General features: G+C 67.8%; 22 protein-coding genes. 15 read left to right on the top strand and 7 right to left on the bottom strand.

Features of this window, described 5'->3' with window-relative positions; translation table 11 throughout:
* Window positions 1-5 precede the first annotated feature (5 nt).
* The gene (pucL, locus tag FPY90_RS13820; RefSeq protein ID WP_498681669.1) at window positions 6-944 is read left to right on the top strand and encodes a factor-independent urate hydroxylase; all 939 of its coding nucleotides are present in this window, start codon (window positions 6-8) and stop codon (window positions 942-944) included.
* Between the two features lie 75 nt (window positions 945-1019).
* The gene (locus tag FPY90_RS13815) at window positions 1020-2627 is read left to right on the top strand and encodes a nucleobase:cation symporter-2 family protein (RefSeq protein WP_498681668.1); all 1608 of its coding nucleotides are present in this window, start codon (window positions 1020-1022) and stop codon (window positions 2625-2627) included.
* A gap of 105 nt (window positions 2628-2732) precedes the next feature.
* On the opposite strand, the gene FPY90_RS13810 is transcribed toward FPY90_RS13815, so the two are convergent.
* Window positions 2733-3497 carry an IclR family transcriptional regulator gene (locus tag FPY90_RS13810; protein ID WP_071213703.1) on the bottom strand — a complete coding sequence of 255 codons (765 nt, stop codon included), beginning with the start codon at window positions 3495-3497 and terminating at the stop codon, window positions 2733-2735.
* Between the two features lie 222 nt (window positions 3498-3719).
* On the opposite strand from FPY90_RS13810, the gene FPY90_RS13805 reads away from it, so the two are divergent.
* From FPY90_RS13805 to FPY90_RS13790, 4 genes are read left to right on the top strand one after another with little or no spacing between them, the layout of a single operon-like run.
* Window positions 3720-5108, top strand: a complete 1389-nt coding sequence (locus FPY90_RS13805; RefSeq protein WP_498681667.1) for an NAD-dependent malic enzyme — start codon at window positions 3720-3722, stop codon at window positions 5106-5108.
* Between the two features lie 22 nt (window positions 5109-5130).
* The gene (gene aceB, locus FPY90_RS13800; RefSeq protein WP_498681665.1) at window positions 5131-6759 is read left to right on the top strand and encodes a malate synthase A; all 1629 of its coding nucleotides are present in this window, start codon (window positions 5131-5133) and stop codon (window positions 6757-6759) included.
* Entirely contained in the window at window positions 6756-8033 is a 1278-nt protein-coding gene (locus FPY90_RS13795; protein WP_498681664.1) for a DUF6986 family protein, read from the top strand. Before aceB ends, FPY90_RS13795 begins: the two co-directional genes overlap by 4 nt.
* Window positions 8026-8862: a bifunctional allantoicase/(S)-ureidoglycine aminohydrolase gene (locus tag FPY90_RS13790; protein WP_498681661.1), complete on the top strand. Its 837-nt coding sequence runs from the start codon at window positions 8026-8028 to the stop codon at window positions 8860-8862. Before FPY90_RS13795 ends, FPY90_RS13790 begins: the two co-directional genes overlap by 8 nt.
* 90 nt (window positions 8863-8952) lie before the next feature.
* Here FPY90_RS13790 and FPY90_RS13785 read toward each other — a convergent pair whose 3' ends face one another.
* A complete protein-coding gene (locus FPY90_RS13785; protein ID WP_071213708.1) occupies window positions 8953-9651 on the bottom strand; it encodes a maleylpyruvate isomerase family mycothiol-dependent enzyme in 699 nt (232 codons plus the stop codon).
* Between the two features lie 169 nt (window positions 9652-9820).
* Between FPY90_RS13785 and FPY90_RS13780 the strand changes: the two genes are divergently transcribed.
* Window positions 9821-10429 carry a GNAT family N-acetyltransferase gene (locus FPY90_RS13780; RefSeq protein WP_498681659.1) on the top strand — a complete coding sequence of 203 codons (609 nt, stop codon included), beginning with the start codon at window positions 9821-9823 and terminating at the stop codon, window positions 10427-10429.
* A gap of 33 nt (window positions 10430-10462) precedes the next feature.
* Here the strand turns inward: FPY90_RS13780 and FPY90_RS13775 are convergent, their stop codons facing one another.
* The gene (locus FPY90_RS13775; RefSeq protein ID WP_498681658.1) at window positions 10463-10954 is read right to left on the bottom strand and encodes an FBP domain-containing protein; all 492 of its coding nucleotides are present in this window, start codon (window positions 10952-10954) and stop codon (window positions 10463-10465) included.
* Between the two features lie 295 nt (window positions 10955-11249).
* On the bottom strand, window positions 11250-12023 hold the full coding sequence (locus FPY90_RS13770; RefSeq protein WP_498685593.1) for a formylglycine-generating enzyme family protein: 774 nt from the start codon (window positions 12021-12023) through the stop codon (window positions 11250-11252).
* Between the two features lie 153 nt (window positions 12024-12176).
* Here FPY90_RS13770 and FPY90_RS13765 point away from each other — a divergent pair, with 153 nt between their 5' ends.
* Window positions 12177-13094: a LysR family transcriptional regulator gene (locus tag FPY90_RS13765; protein ID WP_498681657.1), complete on the top strand. Its 918-nt coding sequence runs from the start codon at window positions 12177-12179 to the stop codon at window positions 13092-13094.
* 101 nt (window positions 13095-13195) lie between these two features.
* Window positions 13196-14254 carry an FUSC family protein gene (locus FPY90_RS13760; RefSeq protein WP_498681656.1) on the top strand — a complete coding sequence of 353 codons (1059 nt, stop codon included), beginning with the start codon at window positions 13196-13198 and terminating at the stop codon, window positions 14252-14254.
* 98 nt (window positions 14255-14352) lie between these two features.
* Here the strand turns inward: FPY90_RS13760 and FPY90_RS13755 are convergent, their stop codons facing one another.
* Together FPY90_RS13755 and FPY90_RS13750 are read right to left on the bottom strand one after the other, a co-directional pair.
* The gene (locus tag FPY90_RS13755; protein ID WP_498681655.1) at window positions 14353-15111 is read right to left on the bottom strand and encodes an aspartate/glutamate racemase family protein; all 759 of its coding nucleotides are present in this window, start codon (window positions 15109-15111) and stop codon (window positions 14353-14355) included.
* Between the two features lie 49 nt (window positions 15112-15160).
* A complete protein-coding gene (locus FPY90_RS13750) occupies window positions 15161-16681 on the bottom strand; it encodes an NCS1 family nucleobase:cation symporter-1 (protein WP_498681653.1) in 1521 nt (506 codons plus the stop codon).
* 301 nt (window positions 16682-16982) lie between these two features.
* Here FPY90_RS13750 and FPY90_RS13745 point away from each other — a divergent pair, with 301 nt between their 5' ends.
* The 6 genes from FPY90_RS13745 to FPY90_RS13720 all read left to right on the top strand — a co-directional run bounded on the left by FPY90_RS13745 (window position 16983) and on the right by FPY90_RS13720 (window position 24049).
* Window positions 16983-17774, top strand: coding sequence for a hydroxypyruvate isomerase family protein (locus tag FPY90_RS13745; protein WP_498685591.1), 792 nt, complete (start codon window positions 16983-16985; stop codon window positions 17772-17774).
* Between the two features lie 67 nt (window positions 17775-17841).
* On the top strand, window positions 17842-18759 hold the full coding sequence (locus FPY90_RS13740; RefSeq protein WP_498681651.1) for a 2-hydroxy-3-oxopropionate reductase: 918 nt from the start codon (window positions 17842-17844) through the stop codon (window positions 18757-18759).
* Window positions 18760-18928: 169 nt separating this feature from the next.
* Window positions 18929-20734 (top strand): glyoxylate carboligase, encoded by a 1806-nt coding sequence (gcl, locus tag FPY90_RS13735; protein WP_498681649.1) that lies wholly within the window; start codon window positions 18929-18931, stop codon window positions 20732-20734.
* Window positions 20735-20762: 28 nt separating this feature from the next.
* Complete coding sequence (locus FPY90_RS13730; protein WP_498681647.1) at window positions 20763-21911, top strand: glycerate kinase; 1149 nt, start codon at window positions 20763-20765, stop codon at window positions 21909-21911.
* 60 nt (window positions 21912-21971) lie between these two features.
* Window positions 21972-23363 carry an allantoinase AllB gene (gene allB / locus FPY90_RS13725; protein ID WP_071213715.1) on the top strand — a complete coding sequence of 464 codons (1392 nt, stop codon included), beginning with the start codon at window positions 21972-21974 and terminating at the stop codon, window positions 23361-23363.
* 266 nt (window positions 23364-23629) lie between these two features.
* The gene (locus tag FPY90_RS13720) at window positions 23630-24049 is read left to right on the top strand and encodes a hypothetical protein (protein WP_071213716.1); all 420 of its coding nucleotides are present in this window, start codon (window positions 23630-23632) and stop codon (window positions 24047-24049) included.
* A 40-nt stretch (window positions 24050-24089) separates the two neighbouring features.
* Here FPY90_RS13720 and FPY90_RS13715 read toward each other — a convergent pair whose 3' ends face one another.
* Window positions 24090-25001 carry a GlxA family transcriptional regulator gene (locus FPY90_RS13715; RefSeq protein WP_498681645.1) on the bottom strand — a complete coding sequence of 304 codons (912 nt, stop codon included), beginning with the start codon at window positions 24999-25001 and terminating at the stop codon, window positions 24090-24092.
* Between the last annotated feature and the right edge of the window lie 12 nt (window positions 25002-25013).

The raw sequence follows: 25013 nt of genomic DNA, 5'->3' as shown, positions 1-25013 counted from the left end.
ACACCATGACTACATTTGCATCCGACCCGGCGACCGGCACCACGACCGGCAACAAGATCGTCTTGGGCTCGAACCAATACGGCAAGGCCGAGGTCCGACTGGTCAAGGTCACCCGCGACACCAAGCGCCACGAGATCGAGGACCTCAACGTCACCTCCCAGCTGCATGGGGACTTCCTTGCGGCCCACATCGACGGGGACAACGGCCACGTCGTGGCCACCGACACCCAGAAGAACACCGTCTACGCATTCGCCCGCGACGGCGTGGGCTCGCCCGAGGAATTCCTCGCCCGCCTGGGCAAGCACTTCACCAGCGAGTTCGACTGGGTCACCGGCGGCCGCTGGGCGGCCGAGCAGTACTTCTGGGACCGCATCCAGGACCACGACCATGCCTTCTCGCGCAACAAGTCCGAGATCCGCACCGCGGTGCTGGAAATCCGCGACGGCGAGACCTCGGTGCTGGCCGGCATCCGGGACCTCACGGTGCTGAAGTCCACGGCCAGCGAGTTCCGCGGCTTCCCGCGCGACAAGTACACGACGCTGCAGGAAACCGGCGACCGGATCCTGGCCACCGACGTGACCGCACGCTGGCGCTACAACAGCCAGGCCGCCGCCTCCGGCGGCGTCGACTTCAACGCTGTCTATGCCTCGGTGCGCGAGCTGCTGCTTGCGGGATTTGCCGCCACGCACTCCTACGCGTTGCAGCAGACGATGTTCGAGATGGGCAAGGCCGCGCTCGAGGCGCACCCGGAAATCGAGGAGATCAGGTTCTCGCTGCCCAACAAGCACCACTTCCTGGTTGACCTGTCTCCGTTCGGCCAGGACAACCCCAATGAGGTCTTCTTCGCGGCGGATCGCCCGTACGGCCTGATCGAGGCGACGATCACCCGCGAGGGTGTTCCCGCCAGCCACACCATCTGGGAAAACACGCCCGGATTCTGCTAGCCGATGAGGTTTCGGGGGTGCCGGCGCTGCCACGCGGGCACCCCCGATTCATCGCAACCATCAAGGAGTTCAGACATGAAGGCTGCGCACGTCAAAAGTACTACACTCCGTCCCGAGGACGAGCGGTTGCCCCTGGGCAAGACCATCGCCTACGGGCTCCAACACGTACTGACCATGTACGGCGGAATCATCGCGCCGCCGTTGATCATCGGCGGGGCCGCCGGGCTCACCCCCGAGCAGATCGGCGTGCTGGTGGCCAGCTGCCTCTTTGTCGGCGGGCTGGCCACGATCCTGCAAACCGTCGGCATCCCGTTCTTCGGGGCCCAGCTCCCGCTGGTCCAGGGAACGTCCTTCGCCTCGGTCTCCACCATGGTGGCCATCGTCAACGGCGACGGCGGCCTGCAATCGGTCTTCGGCGCCGTGCTTGCCGCCTCGCTGATCGGCTTCCTTGTCGCTCCCTTCTTCGCCAAGATCGTGCGGTTCTTCCCGCCGGTGGTCACCGGCGTGGTGATCACGATGATCGGGCTTTCGCTGACTCCCGTGGCGGCAAACTGGGCCATGGGCGGCAACGCCAAGGCCGACGACTACGGTTCGCTGGCCAACATCGGTCTTGCCGGAATGACGATGCTCATCGTGCTGCTGCTCTCCAAGGTCGGCAAGGCCGCGATCTCGCGCCTGTCGATCCTGCTGGCCATGGTCATCGGCACCATCGTCGCCGTGTTCCTGGGCATGGCCGACTTCTCCGCGGTGCCCCACGGGTCGATCTTCGCCTTCCCGCAGCCCTTCGCCTTCGGCTGGCCGGTGTTCGAGGTCGGCGCGATCGTCTCGATGACCATCGTTGTCATCGTGATCCTCACCGAAACCACCGCCGACATCCTCGCGGTGGGCGAGATCGCCAAGACCCGCGTCGATTCCAAGCGCATTGCCGACGGCCTGCGCGCCGACATGGCCTCCAGCGTCCTGGCTCCGGTCTTCAACACCTTCACCCAGAGCGCGTTCGCACAAAACGTCGGACTGGTGGCCATCACCGGGGTCAAGTCCCGCTTCGTGGTCACCGCCGGCGGCGGCATCCTGGTGGTGCTGGGCCTGCTGCCGATCCTCGGCCGCGTGGTCGCGGCAATCCCCACCCCGGTGCTGGGCGGGGCGGGCATCGTGCTCTTCGGCACCGTTGCAGCCTCGGGCATCCGCACCCTGGCCAGCGTCAGGTACGAGAACAACCTGAACATGATCATCGTGGCAACCTCCATCGCCTTCGGAGCGCTGCCGATCGTCAAGACCGATTTCTACGACGCGTTCCCGACCTGGTTCGCCACCATCTTCCACTCGGGCATCAGCTCGGCGGCGGTCATGGCCGTGGCGCTGAACCTGTTGTTCAACGAGTTGAAGATCGGCACCCCGAAGCGGGACGGTTCGGCCTATGCCGCCGCGCCCCCGCGGATGCTCATTGCCGAGCAGATCCCGCGCATCGTCAAGGCCGAGGAAGTCCGCGGGCTGCTCGAGGGCGACCACTTCAAGTCCGGGCGGCTCATTGACGCGGCCGGCGAGGAAATCCCGGTCGTGGACGACGAAGAATTCAGAGGCATCGTGTCGGACTACCGCAAGAGGTGCGAGGAAGCCGGCGTGCCCTGTCCGGACGAGTCCGAGTTCGTTCGTTCGGGCCCGGCTTCGCCGCCGCACCACTGAGACGCGGACACTGCCATCGCATTGAACTCCAAGGCGGTCCGGCCGGAGGCAGGGAACCAGGTTCCCCGCCTCCGGCCGGACCGCCTTGCCGTGCCGTTGCCGGCGCTAGCCCGTGGTGACGGCCAGGGCCGCGGAAAGCTGGGCCGTGGCCGCGCGCAGGTGCGGTATGGCCCGGGAGGTGAACTCGTCGGTGACGCGGGTGACGGGCCCGGAGACGGAGATGGCCATCGGCGTCGGCGCGCCCGGGACCGACATGCCCAGGCAGCGCACGCCCAGTTCCTGCTCTTCCTCGTCGATGGCGTATCCGCGGGCGCGGACCGCCTCGAGCTCGTCGAAGAGCTGGTGCATGGTTGTGATGGTCTTGGGCGTGTGGGCGGGCATGCCGGCCTGGTTGACCAGCCGCTGGACCCGGTCGTTGTCCAGCACCGCCAGGATGGCCTTGCCCACGCTCGTGCCGTGCAGCGAGGAGCGGCGTCCGACCTCGGTGATCATGCGCATTGCGTGCGGCGACTGGGCCTGGGAGATGTAGGTGACCATGTCGCCGTCGAGCACCGCGATGCTGGCCGATTCGCCCAGTTCGTTCACCAGGGTCTGGAGGATGGGCGTGGACAGGGCGCCCAGTTGGCGGTTGGCGACCTCGCCGAGGCGGATCAGGCGCGGGCCAAGGGCGTAGCGGCGGTTGTTCAGCTGGCGGACGTAGCCGATCCCGACCAGGGTGCGCAGCAGCCTGTGGATGGTGGGCAGCGGAAGCGGGGTGTCCACGGCAAGTTCGCTCAGTGCGGCCTCTCCGCCGGCCCGGCCAATGAGTTCGAGCAGCTCGAAGGCGCGCTCGACGGACTGGACGCCCGGTGTCGTCTTTGCTTCGGCCATGGAGGGGCTCCTGATGTCGGTGGTGCGCGGAAGGGGATTCCCGGTCCGGCGATCCCCCAAACGGGTGGGTTGTTAGGCCTTACGTTACCGGAGCCGGGGCCCACTTTTCCGCAATCCGGAAGTTTTCGCGGAAAATCTAGTGACGTAGTCCACAAGTAGGCTTGTAATTTCACTGCGTAGATAATAGTATCCACTATACGGAAACATTTATAGGAGGACGAAATGGCTGTTCCAAGCCCAGGCTACTCAGTGACGTTGCGTGTTGAAACGCCCGTCTCCATTACGGCGACCACCGAATTGGCTGCCGCGGTCGGCCGCGCGGGCGGCTCCATCACGGCACTCGATGTGGCCGAGTCCGGCCACGACACCATGGTCGTCGACGTCAGCTGCAACACCACCGACGCCGACCACGGGCAGATCGTCCGCGACGCGCTGAACGAGCTAGAAGGCGTCACCGTCCGAAATATTTCCGACCGCACCTTCCTCATGCACCTGGGCGGCAAGCTCGAGGTCGTCCCGAAGGTCGCCCTGCGCAACCGCGACGACCTTTCCCGGGCGTACACCCCGGGTGTGGCCCGCGTGTGCATGGCCATCGCAGAGAACCCCGAGGATGCCCGCAACCTCACCATCAAGCGCAACACCATCGCCGTGGTCACCGACGGCTCGGCCGTCCTGGGCCTGGGCAACATCGGCCCGGCCGCTGCCCTTCCGGTCATGGAGGGCAAGGCAGCGCTGTTCAAGCAGTTCGCCAACGTCGACGCCTGGCCGGTCTGCCTGGACACCCAGGACACCGAAGAAATCATCATGATCGTCAAGGCCCTTGCCCCGGTCTACGGAGGGGTGAACCTCGAGGACATCGCGGCCCCGCGCTGCTTCGAGATCGAGGCCCGCCTGCGCGAGGAACTGGACATCCCGGTCTTCCACGACGACCAGCACGGCACCGCCATCGTCACCCTGGCCGCACTGACCAACGCGCTGCTGGTGGTCGGCAAGCAGATCGACAAGGTCCGCATCGTCGTCTCCGGCGTCGGCGCCGCCGGCAACGCCATCATCCAGCTGCTGGCCGCACGCGGCGCAAAGAACATCATTGCCGCAGGCCGCAACGGAGCGATCAGTGCCGCGGATGTCTCCGCCGACCCGCACCGCCAATGGCTCGCCGAGAACACCAACCCGGAGCAGTTCACCGGAACGCTCAAGGAAGCGGTTGCCGGGGCCGATGTCTTCATCGGGGTTTCGGCCCCGAACGTCCTGGACGAGGCCGACATCGCCGCCATGAACAAGGACGCCATCGTCTTTGCCATGGCCAACCCTGACCCGGAAGTGGACCCCATCGCCGCCGGCCGCCACGCAGCAGTGGTTGCCACGGGCCGTTCCGACTTCCCGAACCAGATCAACAACGTGCTGGCATTCCCGGGCTTCTTCCGCGGCCTGCTCGATGCACGCGTCGCGGACATCACCGACGAAATGTTGTTGGCCGCAGCCGATGCCATTTCCGCCCGCGTAAGCCAAGATGAACTTAACCCGGGCTTCATCATTCCGTCCGTCTTCGACCCGCATGTGGCCGCAGACGTCGCCGAGGCCGTCGCCACCGCGGCCGCGAAAAACAAGTAGCAAGAAAGTCTGGTCCACCACCATGAGCATCACCCTGACCCACACCCCGGCCGTTGCCAAGGCCGATGAGATCCTTTCCCCCGAGGCCCTGGCGTTCGTGGAGAAGCTGCACGAAAAGTTCGCCTCCACCCGCGAGACGCTCCTCGAGGCGCGCACCGCCGCGCGCGCCGAGGTGGCCAAGACCGGAACCCTGGACTTCGACCCCGCCACCGCCGAAATCCGCAACGGCGACTGGAAAGTCGCGCCGGCACCGGCGGCCCTGCAGGACCGCCGCGTGGAAATCACCGGCCCGGCCACCCCGGCCAAGATGGCCATCAACGCGCTGAACTCCGGCGCCAAGGTCTGGCTCGCGGATCTCGAGGACGCCTCGACCCCGACCTGGCACAACGTCATCGATGCACTGGTAAACCTCACCGACGCCGCCGCCGGCACGCTGTCCTTCGAGGATGCGGGCAACGGCAAGTCCTACGCGCTGCGCACCGACGCGCCGCTGGCCACCGTCGTGGTCCGCCCGCGCGGCTGGCACCTGCCCGAGGCCAACGTGCTCATCAACGGCGCACCGGCCGTGGGCGCACTGGTCGACTTCGGCCTGCACTTCTTCCACAACGCGCGTGTGCTTGCGGAAAAGGGCCAGGGACCGTTCTACTACCTGCCGAAGATGGAGTCCCACCTCGAGTCCCGCCTGTGGAACGACGTGTTCTCCTTCGCCGAGGCCGAGCTGGGCATCGAACACGGCACGGTGCGCGCAACCATGCTCATCGAGACCATCACGGCCGCCTTCCAGATGGACGAGATGCTCTACGAGCTGCGCGACTATGCCTCGGGCCTGAACGCCGGGCGCTGGGACTACCTCTTCTCCATCATCAAGTACTTCCGCGAGGCCGGCGACGCATTCATCATGCCCGACCGCGCCGACGTGGCGATGACCGCCCCGATGATGCGCGCCTACACCGAACTGCTGGTCGCCACCTGCCACAAGCGCGGCGCCTTCGCGATGGGCGGCATGGCCGCGGTCATCCCGAACCGCCGCGAACCCGAGGTCACCGCCGCCGCCTTCGAGAAGGTCCGCGCGGACAAGACCCGCGAGGCCAACGACGGCTTCGACGGCTCCTGGGTCGCACACCCGGACCTGGTGGAAATCTGCGTCGAGGTCTTCGACTCCGTGCTGGGAGACAAGCCGAACCAGATCGACCGCCAGCGCCCGGAGGTCAACGTGACCGCCGCACAGCTGCTCGACGTCGCCTCCGCACCGGGCTCGGTCACCGAGGCCGGGGTCAACACCAACCTCTACGTGGCCGTGGCCTACACCGCCGTGTGGCTCTCGGGCACCGGCGCGGTGGCCATCCACAACCTCATGGAGGATGCGGCAACCGCCGAGATCTCGCGTTCGCAGATCTGGCAGCAGATCCACAACAAGGTCGTCGCCGCGGACACCGGCAACACCATCACCGCCGAGCTGGTCGCCAAGGCCCTGGAGACCCAGGTTGCCAAGCTGCGTACCGAGGTCAACGACGAGGAGGCCTTCAAGGCCTACTACGCACCGGCAGCCGATTTGATCGGCCGCCTGGTCTCCGGCCGCGACGAGGACTTCGAGGACTTCCTCACCCTGCCGGCCTACCGCCTGCTGAGCACCGAATTGGTGTCCAAGTGAGCATCCGGGGCGTGCTGAACGCCGCGGCCCTTGCCAAGGTCGACAGCGACCTGGCGGCCACCGACGAGCTGCTCGAAAAGGGCTACCCGGGCGACTCCGGCGTGCGCCAGCCGATCCACACCGCCTACGTCCCGGCCGACCGCTTCACCCCCGAGCTGCCAGCAGCCTGGGGAGCGGCGGCGCTGGCCGCGGCCGGCGGCGTGTCCGGACTGGAAACCCTTGCCGGGAAGCTGGGGCTGTCGCAGCCCGGCGAGCTGGCAGCGCTGGTTGCAGCGAAGCTGGGCAGCGAACCCATCGAGGATTTGCGCCTGGACTTCGAGGACGGCTACGGGGACCGCGGCGACGAAGCCGAGGACGCCGCGGCGGTTGCCGCCGCCGAGCAGGTCGCCAAGGCCGTTGCCGCGGGCGTCGCCCCGCCGTTCATCGGGATCCGCTTCAAGTGCTTCGAGGCACCCACCCGGGGCCGCGGACTGCGCACCCTGGACCTGTTCGTTTCCACGCTGGCCCGCGCCGGCGACCTCCCGCAGGGCCTGGTGCTGACCCTTCCGAAGGTCACCACCATCGCCCAGGTGAAGGCCATGGTCTTCGTCTGCGAGCAACTGGAGGCCGCCCACGGGCTGCCCGCCGGCCGCCTGCGCTTCGAGGTCCAGATGGAAACCCCGCAGCTGATCCTTGCTGCCGACGGCACCGTGCCCTCGGCCGCGCTGATCCATGCCGGGGCGGGTCGCGTTTCCTCGCTGCACTACGGCACCTACGACTACTCGGCCTCGCTGGGCATCGCCGCGGCCTACCAGTCCATGGAGCACCCGGCAGCCGACTACGCCAAGAACGTCATGCAGGTGGCCATCGCCGGCACCGGCGTGCACATGTCCGACGGCTCGACCAACATCCTGCCCCTCGGCGACCCGGAACAGGTCCAGGCGGCCTGGGCGCTGCATGCCCGGCTGGTGCGCCGCCACCTGGAACGCGGGATCTACCAGGGCTGGGACCTGCACGAAAACCAGCTGGCCACCCGCTACCTGGCGACCTACGCCTTCTACCGCGAGGGCTTCGCCGCCGCCGCGGTCCGCCTGCGCAACTACGTGCACCGGATCGAATCGGCCATCATGGATGAACCGGCAACCGCCAAGGCGCTGGCCAACTTCATCCGCCGCGGGCTGGTCTGCGGCGCGCTGACCGCCGAGGAGATCACCTCGCAGGCCGAAATTTCACTGACCACCCTTGAAGCCATCGCGCTCGCGCGAGCAACACAGACGGAGGACTCGAATGCCTAAGACCCAGACTCGTGCGGATGCAAGCTACTACACGAACTACGGAGGGCACCCGCCGCAGACCGACCTGCTCAGTGACCGCGCCATCGTCACCGAGGCCTACACGGTCATTCCGCGCGGCGTGCTGCGCGACATCGTCACCTCGGTCTTCCCGGAGTGGACCGGAACCCGGGCCTGGGTGCTGAACCGCCCGGTCGCCGGCGGCGCCACGACCTTCGCCCAGTCCATCGTCGAGGTCAACCCCGGCGGCGGCTCGGAGAACCCGGAGCCGCAGGCCGAGGTCCAGTCCTTCATCTTCGTGGTCGCAGGTTCCCTGACCGTGAGCATCAACGGCCAGACCCAGACCCTGGAGGAGGGCGGCTTCGCCTTCGCCCCGGCAGGTGCCAAGTGGTCGGCGCACAACAACGGCGTCGAGGTGGCCACCTTCCACTGGATCCGCAAGCGCTACGAGGTCCTGGCCGGAGTCGCCGCCCCGGGCCCGGTCTTCGGCAACGAGCGCGACATCGAGCCCGGAGCCATGCCGGAAACCGACGGCAAGTGGCGCACCACCCGGATGCTCGATCCCGAGGACGTGGCCTTCGACTTCGGCGTCAACATCGTCACCTTCGAGCCGGGCGCATCGATCCCGTTCGCCGAAACCCACGTCATGGAGCACGGCCTGTACGTGCTTGAGGGCAAGGCCGTCTACCGCCTGAACGCCGACTGGGTCGAGGTGGAGGCGGGCGACTACATGTCGCTGCGCGCCTTCTGCCCGCAGGCCTGCTACGCCGGCGGACCGTCGAACTTCCGCTACCTGCTCTACAAGGACCAGAACCGCCAGATCGCCTTGTAAAATCGCAAAACGAAAGCCGGGCGCGTGCGAATCCAATCATCTGCGGATTCGCCGCACCCGGCTTTTGCGTGCCTTGGCGCGGTCCGCGGCCTACCAGGCGGGCAGCACCGGCAGCGGGCCGTCGGCCTCGATGTAGCGCGCCTGGCCGCGCGCCAGCCACTCGATCAGGCCCTCGCGGTCGGACTTCACGTGCAGGGCGCCGTCGCCGATCACCCATTCGTCGCCTTCCTCGGTCACCAGGGTCATGCCCGGGGCGTCCTTGGCCCGCATGGTGCGCACCGCCGCCTCGACTGCGTTGAGCTGCGAATCCGGGTCGGCTTCCTCGATGGTCCAGGCGGTGTCCAGGTCGTGGTGGTGGACGACGACCTCGGCGATGCGCAGCGCCACGATGGAGGTGGCGGGGATGACCTTGCCGTGCAGGTCCACTTCCTCGACGGCGAGTTCGCCGGTCAGCCGTTCGGACTGCTCGGCGAAGAATTCCGCGGCCGTGCGGACCTTCTCGACCAGTTCCGCGCGGGGCAGGGCCGCGAGCGCCGCGATTTCCTCGGCGCGGGCCTCGGGCGATGCGTAGAGCTGCTGCTCGTCCCCGGTGGTGGCCCAGTCGATGAGCTTGACCAGCGAGCGGCCGTTGGAGGCGAGGTGGGCGATGACATCTGCCCGGCTCCAGCCTTCGCACAGCGAGGGGGCGGCCAATTCTTCGGCGGACAGGGTCTCGATGGTGGCCAGCAGCATGTTTGTTTCGCGGCCGAGGCGGGAGAGGTCCGAGTGCAGGCGGGCGGAGTTGATCATGTGGCCACCCTACCAACGGGCAGCCCGGCGCGGTTGCCGAAAACCCATACATATCGAACTGGTATCGACTCATATGCAGGGGGCTCCCGGAGGCAGCAGTCTTCCCGGGCCCCGGGCGCGGGGCCCTTCGCACCCTGTTTGTGTCGGCGGCGCGCGATAGGTTGGGGACATGACGGAGATGAACCCCGGGACACCAAGGCTGCAGCTCGATCCACCCGTGCCCGCCGACCGGGACGCGGTCTTCGCGATCGCCAGCGACCCGCGCACCTGGGCGCACATCCCGGGAGCGCGGAGCACCGATCCGGCACGGGTCGAGGCAACGCTGGAGATGTTTGGCACCGGCTGGCGGGAGCACGGTCTCTCGCATTGGGTCGTGCGCTTGGGGGAGGGCTGCGCCATACCGGGCCTGGAACCGGGCCGGGTGCTGGGCACCGGGGGAGTGCACCTCTTCGAGTCGGAGGCCGGAGGAAGGATCTGGAATCTCGGCTACCGGTTGGATCCGGCTTGCTGGGGCCACGGGTTTGCCTCCGAGCTTGCCCGCACGGCCGTGGCTTGCGCGGGGGAGAAGCTGGCTGAAGTGCCGGTCATCGCCCGGGTGCTCTCCACCAATCCCGCCTCCGCCCGGGTGGCGGCGAAAGCCGGGCTGGAACTTCAGTGGACGGGGGAAGCCTCGGAGAAGACGCGGGCCGCGGTGGGGCGCGAGTCGGTGCAGCGACTCATTTTCGCCGACCGGGAACTGGAACCCGGTGTTCTTGGATGGCTGGTCTCCCGCGGCTGATTGCGTCGCTTCGCGGGAGACCGGCCGGGGGAGCTATTCGCCGTCGCGCACGCGCTTGGCGAAGTTCAACACGTGCTCCTGCAGCACGGCGATGCGCCGGTGCATTTCGGCCTCGCGATCAAAGCCGATGTACGGCAACGACTTCATCATGCGGACATTGGCGGAGCATTCGAAGTTGGCGCACACGAGCATGCCGATGGTGTCGCCGTCGCGACCGGCCTGACCGCCGGCCTTGGCGTTGAAGAACACCACGTCGTTGGGCAGGTCAACATCTTCGCACCACGAGCACTGGGCCCGGTTGCGGATCTTGCCCTCGGCCTTGCGGAACATGATGCCCACGGTTGCATCGCCCAGGGAGGTGACGACGTAGCCGACCAGCGGCAGTTTCGGATCCCGCCAACCCAGGAATTCCAGGTTGGCCCAGTCCAGGGAGCCGAAGTTTTCCGGGAGGGTGATGGCCTTGCGCTCGCGCAGCGAGGCGTTGATGAAGGAGGCGCGGATTTGTTGTTCGATGAGGGGGAGCATGGAGAAAAGGTCCTGACTGTCTTGCCGCCTCGTCGCCGCAGCGCGGGCGAGGGGGCACGTTCGGGGTGGGTTTACGTGATCCGCAGGTGCAGGGGCGCAGGAAAGCGCACAAAACCTGCAGCGGATGCGGGCGCGCCACGGGGGCGCAAAAAATCACCGAAAGCGGACAGCCCTATCTCGAGCCGGCGAAAAAGACGCCGGCTACCCCCGAACGCCCGCGGGGCAGCTGGGTCGAGATCGTGATGGACATGGGAAAAAGTATACGCCCGCGCAACGGGTGCCCGTCGGCACGCGCTCAGTCGCGCAGCAGGCTCCGCAGCGGGGTCCAGCCGAGGGGAAACAGGCCGCGGATATCGGCGCGTTGCCGATCGGCCTCGGCAGACCAGCCCTGGGCGGCTCTCGCGCCGCGCTCGCCGACCGCTCCGCGGGCCACCCGGAAGCCGACGTCCTCCAGCACGGCGTCCGGTGCGCTGCCGCGGCGCACCGATGCCCGGCAGCTCCAGGCCTTGTCGTCCCACCCGCCGCCGCGCAGGCTTCGGTAGCCGCCGTAGCGGGCGGTATCCGCGTAGTCCCAGCACCATTCCCAGGCATTACCGATCATGTCGAACAGGCCGAAATCGTTGGGCTGCTTGAGCCCGACCGCTTGCGGGCCATCGAGGCCGTCGGCCGAGGTCCAGGCGATGTCAGCCAGCGGCCCGTGCGTCGGGGTGCTCGTTCCGGCGCGGGCGCCAAACTCCCATTCGGCTTCCGTGGGGAGCCGGTAGCCCTCGGCCGCCACGTTCCAGGTGACGGTATCGGTGCCGAAGGCGTAGGCGGGCTCGAGCCCCGCCAGGCGGGAAGCGGCGTTGCACCAGCGCACCGCAGCAAACCAGGTCACCGGATGCGTCGGAACGTTCGATCCCGGCCGGCCAATCGGGTCCGTCCCCTGGACTTGCGCCCATTGGTCGCCGGTGACATGGGTGTTGCCGAGTTCGAAGGGGCGCAAATGCACTTCGCGAACCGCCTCGGAACGCGCGTCGCGCATGCGAATGCTTCCGGACGGGATCGAGGCCAGGGGAATCTCCACGATTCGATCATGCCCCGGGATACGGGGAAAGGGGTAGCGGTCGGTCGCAGATGACCTCACAGGGCGGGGGCGGGATGGTTCGAGCCCGCACGCCATCCAAGGGACGCCCCGCCGGGGGAAGTGGCGCGGCGGGACGCGATGCTGTAGACCGGAGGCATGTTCATCCGGCAACTCGAGTACATGGTCGCCCTCGCGCGCGAGCGGCACTTCGTGCGTGCCGCCCAATCCTGCTCGGTCTCCCAGCCCGCCCTCTCGGAGGGGATCCGGAAGCTGGAAAAGGAACTGGATGTTCCCCTGATCCGCCGGGGCAACAAGTTCGAGGGTCTGACCGCCGAGGGCCAAGAGCTCGTCAGCTGGGCGCGCAGGATCCTCGCGGACCGGGACGCCATGAACGACGAGATCGCCGCCATGCGCACCGGGGTTTCCGGCCAGCTGCGCTTCGGCTCGATCCCGACCGCCTCGATCGCGGTGTCGCTGTTGAATGCGCCATTCTGCGATCTCCATCCCCGGGCCCGCGTCCAGGTGGTCTCCGACCTGACCTCCGGGGACGTCCTGGGCAGGCTGCGGTCCTTCGAGATCGATGCGGGCATCACCTACATCCAGGATCCGGTGCCGGAGGAATTCCGCGTGCTCCCGCTGTACCTGGAACGCCATGTGCTGCTGACCTCCAGGGGTGCCGTGACGGCGTCCTCCGCGACCTGGGCCCAGGCGGCGACGCTGCCGCTGTGTCTGCTGGCCCCAAGCATGCAGGGCCGGCGACGCATCGACGAGGTCTTTGCGGAGGTGGGGGCCGTTCCAGCGCCCCGGCTCGAAACCGACTCCGTGGCCTCGCTCTTCGCGCACGTGCAGACGGGCTCGTGGTCGACGATCGTGCCCGCGGCCTGGCTGCATGTCTTCGGGATCCCGGCCAACCTGCAGGCCGTGCCGTTGGTTGAACCCCGGCGCCCGGTGCCTGTCGGGTTGGTGACCCTGGCCCGCGACCCCGCTCCGGTGTTGGTCCGCGCCTTGCTGTCCGTGGCGGAATCGACCGATCTCACGTTCCTGGAGCACCTCCCGGCCGAAAAACCACGATAGGCAGTGCCTATAGGGGCATCGTCATTGTCTCTTTGACGCTTATGACCGGTATCGCGCACAGTTGACCCCGGGGCACGGTGCCCCAAGGTGCGGGAGGCGCAATGGCAAGGATGGCGGGGCCACGGGCCACCGAACCAGGTGGCGGTGGTGGAGCCCTCGGCGCGTTGGGGTCCCGCGCGTTCTTCGCCATGGGCCCGGCACAGGGCGACCGGCTGGCCGCCTGGCGCGTGGCGCTGGGTGTTGCCGTCCCCTCGCTGGCCCTGCTGGCAACCGGCCGCCCGGACCTGGTCATCTACGCGGTATTCGGGGCCTTCGTCGGCATGTACGGCAGGAACGAGCCGCACCAGCTGCGCGTCATCCACCAGGGGCAGGCCGCGGTGCTGCTCGTGGGCGGGACCGTGATCGGCATCGGCCTGGCAGCGGCGCATATCGGGCCGTGGACGCTGGTGGCGCTCGAGGCGCTGGTCGCGGGCGTCGTCTCGATCGTTGCCGACAAATACAGGCTCAAGCCCGGCGGCCCCTTCTTCTGCATCTTCGCCCTGGGGGCCTGCGCCTCGGTTCCGCTCGCGGTCCCGTGGTGGTGCGCCACACTCATTTGCCTTGGTTCGGCACTGTTCGCCGTGCTCGTCGGGTGGATGGGGTCGCGGAGCTGGGTGCCCGGCACCGTCCGCCCGGTCGAAGCGGCCATCTCGCCGGCGATCCTCGTCCACGCCCTGCGCTACGTCCTGGCCGTGGGCGGCGCCGGGGCCGCGGGGATACTCCTGGGCATAGGGCACCCCTACTGGGCGATGGCCGCCGGCGCGGTTCCGCTGGCCGCAGAGACCCTCGGGGCGCGCATCGTCCGCGGCATCCACCGCGTCGTGGGAACGTTGGCCGGGGTCGGGGTGACCGCACTGATCCTGCTGCCGCAGCCTCCCATCATGCTCCTGGGGCTGGCGGTGGTCGTGCTGCAGTTTCCCTCCGAGCTGTTCATGGCCCGACACTACGGGCTGGCGCTGGTCTTCTTTACGCCGCTGATCCTGGTGATGACGCACCTGGCCTCCCCGACGGATCCCGCCGTTCTCATGGCCGACCGGGCCGTGGAGACGGTGATCGGGGCCGCGTCCGGGGTGCTGGTGGCCCTGTGCATCCGCGAGCCGCGGGCGTTGCGCGCGGGCTGAAGCCGATGGCTCGGGGAAGGCAGAGCCGCAACAAAGGCATTGGCGTTCATTCCCGGGCGGGAATGAACGCCAATGCCTGGACTCTTGCGGTGCCGGAGCTAGGAGATCTCCACCTTGATGTCGGCCTTGACGTCGGCCTTGGTGATCGGCCAGCCGGTGACGACCTTCGGCCGCGGGGTCGCGTAGGTGCGCACCTTGGAGGTGCTCAGGCCCAGGCGCACCAGCGACTCGGCGATGGTCACCGCGGCGCGCACGCCGTCGACGATCGGCACTCCGGTCGCCTCGGCGACCTTGGCCTCAAGTTCCGCCATGCCGCCGCAGCCGAGCACGATGACCTCGGCCTTGTCGTTTTCCACGGCTTGGCGGGATTGCTCCACGATGGCGGCGACCGCACGTTCCGGGTCGGATTCGAGCTCGAGCACGCCCAGCCCGCTGGCGCGGACCGAGGCGCAGCGGTCGGTGAGCCCGGCCAGCTTCAGCCGGTCCTCGATCAGCGGCACCGTGCGGTCCAGCGTGGTGACCACGGAGTACTTGTGGCCCAGGAACTGCGCGGTGGAGGCCGCGGCCTCGGTGATGTCCACGACCGGGACGTCGAGCAGTTCCTGCAGGCCCTCGCGGCCGTGTTCGCCGTAGCCGGCCTGGATGACCGCGTCGTACGGTTCGGTGTAGTTCACGACCTTGTCCATCACCGCGATCGCCGCAAGGTAGCTCTCGAAGTTTCCCTCGCAGGAATCCGCGCCGAAGTTGGGCGTCAGCTCGATGATTTCGGTGCCCGGGGAGGCCGCCGAGCGGGCCGAGTCGCCGATAGACCGGGTCATGGACGCGGTGGTGTTGACGTTGAGGACCAGAATGCGCATGGGGGAATGCTCCTGTGTAGCGGTGGATCTGAGGAAGGGGTTAGGTGCCCTAGTGGGTGGGGGCGACGGCGATGTGCTCGCCGCTGACATCCTCGTGTGCCTGGCCGCGCTTGGCAATGGCCAGGTAGACGACGGCACCGAGGCCGGAGCCGATGAACCACGCGAAGGCCGAGACGGCATGCAGCGCCGGGTTGAAGGCCAGGACCAGGGCCGCGACGGCCGAGACGCCCAGGGCGAGGATCGCGCGGAAGTTCACGCCTCGGGTGAAGTAATACGTGCCCTCGGGATTGGCCCGGTACAGGTCCGGGATGTTGATCCGGGAGCGGCGCAGGATCCAGTAGTCGGCCATGATGATGCCGAACAGCGGGCCGAGCAGCGCGCCCAGGCCGCCGAGGAAGTAGGTGATGACCGCGGGGGAGTTGTACAGGTTCCACGGCAGGATCAGCAGTCCGATGACACCGGAGATGATGCCGGCGCGGCGGAAGTTCAGGTGCTTCGGGAACAGGTTCGTCAGCGCGTAGATCGGGGCGACGAAGTTGGCCATCAGGTTCACCGCGATGGTCAGGATCAGCAGTGCGGCAGAGGCCGCCAGCAGCAGGAAGGTGTTCGGGATGGCCTCGACGACGTCCGAGGGGCTGTCGATGATGGTGCCGTCGATCTTGAACTGCGCACCGGTCAGGACCACGACGATCAGGCCGAAAAGGAGCATGTTCAGCGGGATGCCGAAGAAGTTGCCGCGCACGATCGAACCCTTGGACTTGGCGCTGCGGGTGAAGTCGCAGAAGTTCAGCACGAAGGTGGCATAGATGGAGACCCACAGGGCGCCGCCGCCGAGGATCCCGATCCACATGTCGGCACCGGTCTTGGTGTCACCGGTGGACCAGGCGATCGAGCCGCCTGCCTGGATGAACATCCACACGGCCAGTGCGCCCATGGTGACAAGGATGACCGGGCCCGCAAAGGCCTCGTACTTGCGGATCATTTCCATGCCGTAGCTGACGATGACCAACTGCAGTGCCCACAGGGCCACGAAGCAGACCCATCCGAGGGTGGACAGCCCCAGGAAGAGGTTGTCGTTCAGGGTTGACGCCCCGGGGGCCACGGCGAGGACCATGACGACCAGGACCACGGAGGCCAGGTAGGTCTGGATGCCGAACCAGGCGATGGCGACGCCGCCACGGAGCAGTGCCGGAATCTGTGCCCCGCGGATGCCGAAGGCAATGCGGCTCATGACAGGGAACGGTACGCCGGTCTTCTCGCCCATGAATCCGGAGAAGTTCAGCAGGCCGAAGAGCAGCAGTGCGCCGAAGCCCAGGGCCAGCAGGATCTGCCAGCCACCCAGGCCGAGGGCGAAGAGCCCGATCGCAAACGCATAGTTGCCAAGCGAGTGGACGTCGTTGGCCCACAGCGTGAAGATGCTGTAGCTGGACCAGGTCCGGCCTGCCTTCGTGGTGGGAGCGAGGTCGCTGTTGTAGAGCGAGGCGCTAAGCCCATGGGGGTTCAGTTCGTGCAGTTCTGTCGACGGCACGCTTGGCACGGACGACGCTGTGCGCACATCTGGATGGGTCATGACTGGTCGTACCTTTCACCACAAGGGGTGTGACGGGGATTACTGCGTTGAACGATAATGGCACGGTTCCACGTAAAAGAAAAGAGTTTTCGTCTGGTGGAAACGCCGTGGAAGTGCCCACGGTGTGGCAGTTGGGCACTCCCGCCCATGTCGCGTGCCGAAAGCTGTCGACGGTGCGGCGCCCGGAGGGGATTCTGGTGCGATGCGCTTCTTGACAGTGACTCAGGCCACTCGGTAGAGTTCTCGTCAAGCAATAAACATATTTCACAATATGGAAGTTGGAACCATGAAGGAGTCGAAGATGGCCTACACCGTCAACTGTTCAATCCTGCTCACCGAGCTGCCCCTCCTGGAGCGCGCCGCTGCGGCGAAGGCCGCCGGCTTTGACAGCGTTGAATTCTGGTGGCCCTTTGCCTCCGCGGTTCCCTCCGACTCCGAGGTCGATGCCTTCATCGCCTCGATCAAGGACGCGGGCGTCACGCTCGAGGGCCTGAACTTTTTCGCCGGCGACATGCCGGCCGGGGACCGCGGCCTGGTTTCCTGGGTGGGACGCGAATCCGAGTTCCTGGCCAACATCGATGTTGTCGCCGGCATCGGCGAAGCGACCGGCTGCAAGGGCTTCAATGCCCTGTACGGCAACCGCCAGCCGGGCCTCGACGGCCAGGCACAGGACAAGCTGGCCATCGAAAACCTTCTCGCGGCCGCCCAGGGCGTCGAGCGCATCGGCGGCACGGTGTTGCTTGAACCGATCTCCGGTTCCGAGGCCTACCCGCTGAAGACCTCGGCCGACGCGTTCTTTGTCCTGGAAAAGGTCCACGCCGCCGGCGCCTCCAACGTGAAGCTGCTGGCCGACTTCTACCACCTGGCCGTCAACGGCGACGACGTCGCCGCACTGATCGAGGGCCACGCCCACGAATTCGGCCACATCCAGATCGCCGACGATCCGGGACGCGGCGCACCGGGCACCGGCACCCTCCCGCTGGGCGAATGGGTCACTCGTTCCCGCGACCTCGGCTACGCCGGAGGCGTCGCCCTGGAATACAAGGCCGCCCACGCGCAGGCCTTCAACTGGCTCATCCGCCAGTCCGCCTAACCCGCATCCCACCCTTCCGGGCCACCATTGCCCAAGCCACCAGCACACAAGTTTTCAGGAGCACGGCATGTCGAACACGCAAAAAATCGCATTCATCGGCCTGGGCATCATGGGCCTGCCCATGGCCATCAACCTGGCCAAGGCAGGCTTCGAGGTCACCGGCTACAACCGCAGCCCGGAAAAGACCGCGGAACTGGTGGCCGCCGGCGGCAAGGGCGCGGGCTCCATCCCGGAGGCCGTGGCAGGCGCCGACGTCGTCATCACCATGGTCCCGGACTCCGCGGACGTCGAAGCGGTGGTCACCGGCGAGGCTGGCGTCTTCGCCCACGCCAAGGCCGGCGCCCTGTGGATCGACAACTCCTCCATCCGTCCCGACGTCGCCGCCCGCCTGGCCGACGAGGCCCGGGCCGCCGGCATCCGCCCGCTGGATGCCCCGGTCTCCGGCGGCGAGGCCGGTGCGATCGGCGGCGTCCTGTCGATCATGGTCGGCGGCGAGCCGGCGGACTTTGCCGCTGCCGAGGCCGTCTTCAACGCCGTGGGCAAGACCATCGTGCTGGTCGGCCCGGCCGGATCCGGCCAGACCGTCAAGGCGGCCAACCAGCTGATCGTGGCGGCCAACATCCAGGCCCTCTCCGAGGCCGTGGTCTTCCTCGAGGCCTACGGCGTGGACACCGACGCCGCCCTGGAGGTCCTCGGCGGCGGGCTTGCCGGCTCCAAGGTCCTGGACCAGAAAGGCCAGAAGATCCTTGAGAGGTCATTCGAGCCCGGCTTCCGCCTGGCCCTGCACCACAAGGACATGGGCATCGTGACCTCCGCGGCCCGCGAGGCCGGGGTCGTGCTTCCGCTCGGTGCACTCGTCGCCCAGCTCGTGGCCTCCACCGTGGCCAGCGGCGACGGCGCGCTTGACCACTCCGGGCTCTTCCGCGGCGTACAACGCCTCAGCGGGTCCGCAGACGTGCCGGCCGAACCAGTGGCCGCCAACTAGCCCCACGCACCGACGGCGCCGGACCGCTTCCCTGCGGGAAACGCGCCGCCCACACCACCCGGACCGCCGCGCGGCATCCGCCGCGCGCACAGGGGCCCACCCGAACTTCACACCCTTCCCGCCGCCAGGCCCTGCCGGCGACCGGAATTGATACAAGGAGCAGTACAACATGGCAACAATGCGCGTCGTTGATGCAATTGTCTTGATTTTGGAAAAGGAAGGCGCCACCGAGGCCTTCGGGCTGCCGGGGGCGGCAATCAACCCGCTGTACTCGGCCATGCAGCGCCGCGGCACCATCCGCCACACCCTGGCCCGCCACGTCGAGGGCGCCAGCCACATGGCCGACGGCTACTCCCGGGCCACCGGCAAGATCGGGTTGTGCCTGGGCACCTCCGGCCCGGCCGGCACCGACATGATCACCGGCCTCTACGCCGCGATCGCCGATTCCATCCCGATGCTCTGCATCACCGGACAGGCGCCGACCGACAAGCTGCACAAGGAAGACTTCCAGGCCGTGGACATCGAGTCCATCGCCAAGCCGGTCACCAAGTTCGCCGCCACCGTCCTGGAGCCGGGCCTGGTCCCGGGCTACTTCGCCAAGGCCTTCCAGATCATGCGCTCGGCACGCCCGGGCCCGGTCCTGCTGGATTTGCCGATCAACGTGCAGATGGCCGCGATCGAATTCGACATCGACGCCTATGAGCCGTTGGTCCCGGACAAGCCGGCCGCCACCCGCGGCCAGGCCGAGAAGGTCCTGGACCTGCTGGTCGCCGCCAAGCACCCGATGATCATTGCCGGCGGCGGAGTCATCAACGCCAACGCCTCGGCAAAGCTCGTCGAGCTGGCCGAGCTGCTGAACATCCCGGTCTCCCCGACCCTGATGGGCTGGGGCGCCATTCCCGATGACCACCGCCTGCAGTCGGGCATGGTCGGCATCCAGACCCACACCCGCTACGGCAACGTCTCCTTCCTGGCCTCCGACTTCGTGCTGGGCCTGGGCAACCGCTGGGCCAACCGCCACACCGGTGGGCTGGACACGTACCGCAAGGGCCGCAAGTTCGTGCACATCGACATCGAGGGCACCCAGATCGGCCGGGTCTTCTCCCCGGATCTGGGGATCATCTCCGACGCCGGGGCGGCGATCGACCAGCTGCTGGCCGCCGCCCAGGACCGCAAGGCCGCCGGAACCCTGCCGGACTACTCGGCGTGGGCCGAGGAGTGCACCGAGCGCAAGGGCACGCTGCACCGCAAGACCAACTTCGAGAACGTGCCGATCAAACCGCAGCGCGTCTACCAGGAAATGAACGAGGCCTTCGGCCGCGACACCACCTACGTCTCCACCATCGGGCTGTCCCAGATCGCCGGTGCGCAGATGCTGCACGTCTACGGCCCGCGCCAGTGGATCAATGCCGGCCAGGCCGGCCCGCTGGGCTGGACCGGACCCGCGGCCCTGGGCGTGGTGCGCGGCAAGCCGAACTCCACCGTCGTCGCCCTCTCCGGGGACTACGACTTCCAGTTCATGATCGAGGAGCTGGCCGTCGGCGCGCAGTTCAAGCTGCCCTACATCCACGTGGTGGTCAACAACTCCTACCTGGGCCTGATCCGCCAGTCCCAGCGCCCCTTCGAGATGGATTACCACGTCTCGCTGGGCTTCGAGAACATCAACTCCCCGGAAACCAACGGCTACGGCGTGGACCACGTCAAGGTCGCCGAGGGCCTGGGCTGCAAGGCGGTTCGCGTGGAGGATCCCTCCAAGCTGGCCGAGGGCTTCGCCGAGGCCGGACGCCTGGCCGCCGAGTTCCAGGTGCCCGTGGTCGTGGAGGTCATCCTGGAGCGTGTGACAAACATTGCCATGGGTGCTGAACTGGATGCAGTGAACGAGTTCGAGGACCTGGCCGACGCGGCAGCGGACGCGCCGACGGCATTGACTCCGTTGGCGGCATTCGAAGGCGCCCACGCCGGCGCATCCGCCTAGGCAAGCAGACAAAGGGAAGAAACACGCAATGCTGATCGTTGTGGCACCGGACAAGTTCAAGGGAACTCTCACGGGCGCGGAGGTTGCCGCCTCGATCAGTGCCGGGCTGCGCCAGGCGCTGCCGCAGGCGCGCACTCTCACGGTGCCCGTCGCGGACGGCGGCGAGGGAACCCTCGCCGCCGCCCTGGAATGCGGCTTCGTGCAGCACCACGCGCAGGTCTCCGGCCCCACCGGGGAACCGGTCAGTGCGGCCTTCGGGCTGAAGGGGCACACCGCCATCGTGGAGATGGCCGAGGCCTCGGGCCTCGACCGCCTGGCCGGCGGGGTGAAGGACGCGATGGGCGCCAGCAGCCTGGGCACCGGCCAGCTGATCGCCGCGGCGCTGGACGCCGGGGCCACCGAGATCATCCTGGGCGTCGGCGGCAGCGCCTGCACGGACGGCGGCGCCGGCATGCTCCAGGGGCTCGGCGCGAGGCTGCTCGATTCCGCGGGCCACGAGGTGGCCCGCGGCGGCGGACCGCTGGGAACCCTGCACCGGGTCGATCTGTCAGGGCTGGATCCGCGGATCGCCGCGACCACCTTCACGCTGGCGGCCGACGTGGAAAACCCGCTGACTGGGTCCAATGGCGCGGCCTTCGTCTTCGGCCCGCAAAAGGGCGCAAGCGACGCCCAGGTCATCGAGCTGGACGCGGCGCTGGGCCGCTTCGCGCAGGGCCTGGGTGCCGCACTCGGAGGGCAGCGCATCGCCGGCATCGCGGCGTCCCCGGGTGCCGGGGCGGCCGGCGGCGTGGGCTTCGCCGCGCTGGCGGTGCTGGACGCCACCCGGCGCCGCGGCATCGACGTGGTGCTGGAACTGACCGGGCTGGAGGGCGCGCTGGAGGGCGCGGCCGCCGTGTTCACCGGCGAGGGCAGCCTGGACACCCAGTCGCTGGAGGGGAAGACTCCGGTGGGCGTCGCCCAGCTGGCCGCCGCCCGCGGCATTCCCGTCTACGCCATATGTGGACGCAACCAACTTTCCACCGAGCAGGCAACATCCGCGGGCTTCACCGCGGTACGATCGCTGCTCGAGCTGGAACCAGATGTTGCCCGTTGCATGAGTGAGGGTGGATCTCTTGTGCAACGGGCGGCAACCCTCTTGGCCGAGGAATTCCTGGCCGCCCACGCGGCCAACACCTAGGGCCGGGCTACTCTTTCCCCAACCACCATTTTCCAATGCACGAGATGTAAGGATGCGATCATGGGCAACACCGAGCTCACCGAGGCAGGCACGCCGTCACCGGAAGCAAACACAGGCACCGACTTCGATCTGGTGATCCGCGGCGAGCAGATCGTCACCGGCGCCGGCACGGTCGCGCGCGAAATCGGGGTCCGCGACGGCAAGATCGTCGCCATCGAGCCCCTGGGCAACAACCTTGCCGGCGCCACGGTCATCGAGCTGTCCGCCGAGCAGGTCCTGATCCCGGGACTGGTCGACACCCACGTGCACATCAACGAGCCCGGCCGCACCGAGTGGGAGGGCTTCGAGTCCGCCACCAAGGCAGCCGCCGCCGGAGGCGTGACCACCGTGGTGGACATGCCGCTGAACTCCATCCCGCCGACCGTCAACGTCGAGGCACTGGAACTCAAGCAGGCAGCCGCACGGCCCAAGGCGTTCGTCGACGTCGGATTCTGGGGCGGTGCCATCCCGGGCAACAAGACCGATTTGCGCGAGCTGCACGACGCCGGCGTCTTCGGCTTCAAGTGCTTCCTGCTGCACTCGGGCGTCGAGGAATTCCCCTACCTCGAACCCGACGAGATGGAAGAGGACATGACCGAGATCGTGTCCTTCGACTCGATGATGCTGGTCCACGCCGAGGATTCGCGGGCCATCGACCGCGCCCCGAACGCCGAGGGCGACCACTACGACCGTTTCCTGGCCTCCCGCCCGCGCGGCGCCGAGAACGTCGCGGTGGCCGAGGTCATCGAGCGCGCCCGCTGGACCGGGGCCCGCGCCCACATCCTGCACCTGTCCTCCTCCGACGCCCTGCCGATGATCGAATCGGCCAAGCGCGACGGCGTGAAGCTGACCGTGGAGACCTGCCCGCACTACCTCACGCTGCTGGCCGAGGAAATCCCCAACGGCGCCACCGCCTTCAAGTGCTGCCCGCCGATCCGCGAGGCCTCCAACCGGGAACTGCTCTGGAAGGGCTTGGAAGACGGGATCATCGACTGCATCGTCTCGGACCACTCGCCCTCGACCATCGACCTGAAGGACGTCGAGAACGGCGACTTCGGCGTGGCCTGGGGCGGGGTTGCCTCGCTGCAGCTGGGCCTGGCACTGATCTGGACCGAGGCCAAGCGCCGCGGCATCAAGCTCGAGACCGTGCTGAACTGGATGTCCAAGCGCCCGGCGGAAATCGCCGGCCTGCACCACAAGGGCGCCATCGCGCTGGGCAACGACGCCGACTTCGCGTTCTTCGGGCCGGAGGACAGCTTCGTGGTCGACGTGGACAAGCTGCACCACAAGAACCCGATTTCCCCGTACCAGGGCAAGGTCCTGGCCGGCAAGGTCAGCCGCACCTTCGTGCGCGGCGTCGAGGTCGACTTCAAGACCCCGCACGGCAAGCTGATCCGCCGCGGCGAGGTCTAAACACCCGCCGCCACACCCTTCCGGGCCGCCCCGGCTTCCCCCGGTTTTTCCAACGCTCTCTTTGGTCAGTGAACATGTTGGAGGAACACGGTGGTGCCGAGGCGGCCCGGTCTTTTAACCCTGGACCGGTTTGTCGGTCGCTTTATCCAAGCGCTTTACTATATGCTTGTACGGCGCGGGCTCGTCCCGCGCATCGCACCACAACGAGGTGGTGCGCGACAATCTTGATCCCGCCGAAGTCGGGCTGCGGGCAGGAAGGGACGGCAATGAACTGGAAGCAGGCGAACTTCCTGGGCATGGGGCTCTCGGGGGTGTTGACGGCCCTCATCCTGGCCGTCCTGGTCTCCAACGGCGCCGGGGGACTGCACGAGTTCCGCCTGGTCAACACCCTGCTTCTGGTGGTGTTCAGCTTCGTGGTGCTCGCCGCGGTGTTCAGCGCGCTGGGGGCAAGGTTCCTCGGGTTTTCCTCCTGCCGCAATTGCATGCTTGCCGTGGGACTGGCCTGGGCGCTCTCGGTCCCCTTGTCGGCCTGGATCAACATGGGCGGGGCCACGGCGGAGGCCTTCGAGGTGTTCCCCGGCGACTGGGGCTGGGCACTGCTGCCCGCGCTGCTTTACGCCGGGTCCATCGCCGGACTGCAACTGGCCAACCGGCGCCGCGAAGCGGATGCCGCCTCGGCCCGGTGAGCCACGGTTCGATGTGCCTTCGGCCGCGAGTTTCTGCGGCTCAGCGGCTGGTGAAGCGGGTCCGGTAGGAGGTCGGCGTCGTGGCGTAGGCCGCGATGAAGTTCTGGCGGAACGTCACGGCGCTGCCGAAGCCACACGACTCGGCAATGCGGGCGATGCTCCAATTGGTGGTTTCGAGTAATTGGCGGGCGTCGTCGAGCCGGCGGCCCAGCACCCAGCGCGCCGGAGAAAGCCCGGTGACCTCCTTGAACCTGCGGGTGAAGTTGCGCTTGCTCATGGTGGCGTGCGCCGCAAGACTCTCCACCTCGAGGTCCTGGTCCAGGTTTGCCAGCGCCCATTGGATGGTCCTGCCCAGCGGCCCGTCCAAGTCGGGATCCGGCAGCGGGCGGGCAATGTATTGCGCCTGGTCCCCGTCCCGGTGGGGCGCAACGACGATTTGGCGCGCCACCGCCGCGGCGGCCGCCGAGCCCAGGTGCGTGCGCACGATGTGCAGGCAGGCGTCAAGGGCGGAAGCGGTGCCGGCCGAGGTGAGCACGTCGCCGTGGTCTATGTAGAGGGCGGAGTCGTTGAATTCCACGGCATGTGGCTTGGCAGCCACCGCCTTGGCGCCACCCCAATGTGTGACCGCCGTGCGGCCGTCGAGCACGCCGCTGCGCGCGACCGGGTAGGCGCCCAGGCACAGCCCCGCGATCGCGGCGCCGCGTCCGTGGGAATCGCGGACCAGCCGGAGCAGGTCCCCGGACGGGTCGGGTAGCTCCGAGAGCCAGGACGGAAACACCAAGAGGTCCGCATCGGCGGCAACCTTCGGTCCGGAGACCTCGCCAATTACGTAGCCCTCGGCGCTGCGCACCGGATGCCCCGATTCGCTAAAGACCTCGGTGGTCCAGTCATCGGCCAGGCCCAGCCGGGAGACCTCGCCAAAGACGAGCAGCGGGGTCGCGAGGTGGAACATGGTGATTCCGTC

This window comes from Arthrobacter sp. C2, from assembly GCA_024207135.1.
Classification (GTDB): Bacteria; Actinomycetota; Actinomycetes; order Actinomycetales; family Micrococcaceae; genus Paeniglutamicibacter.
The sequence above is the reverse complement of the archived record's forward strand: the minus strand, read 5'-3'. Positions and strand labels throughout refer to the sequence as shown.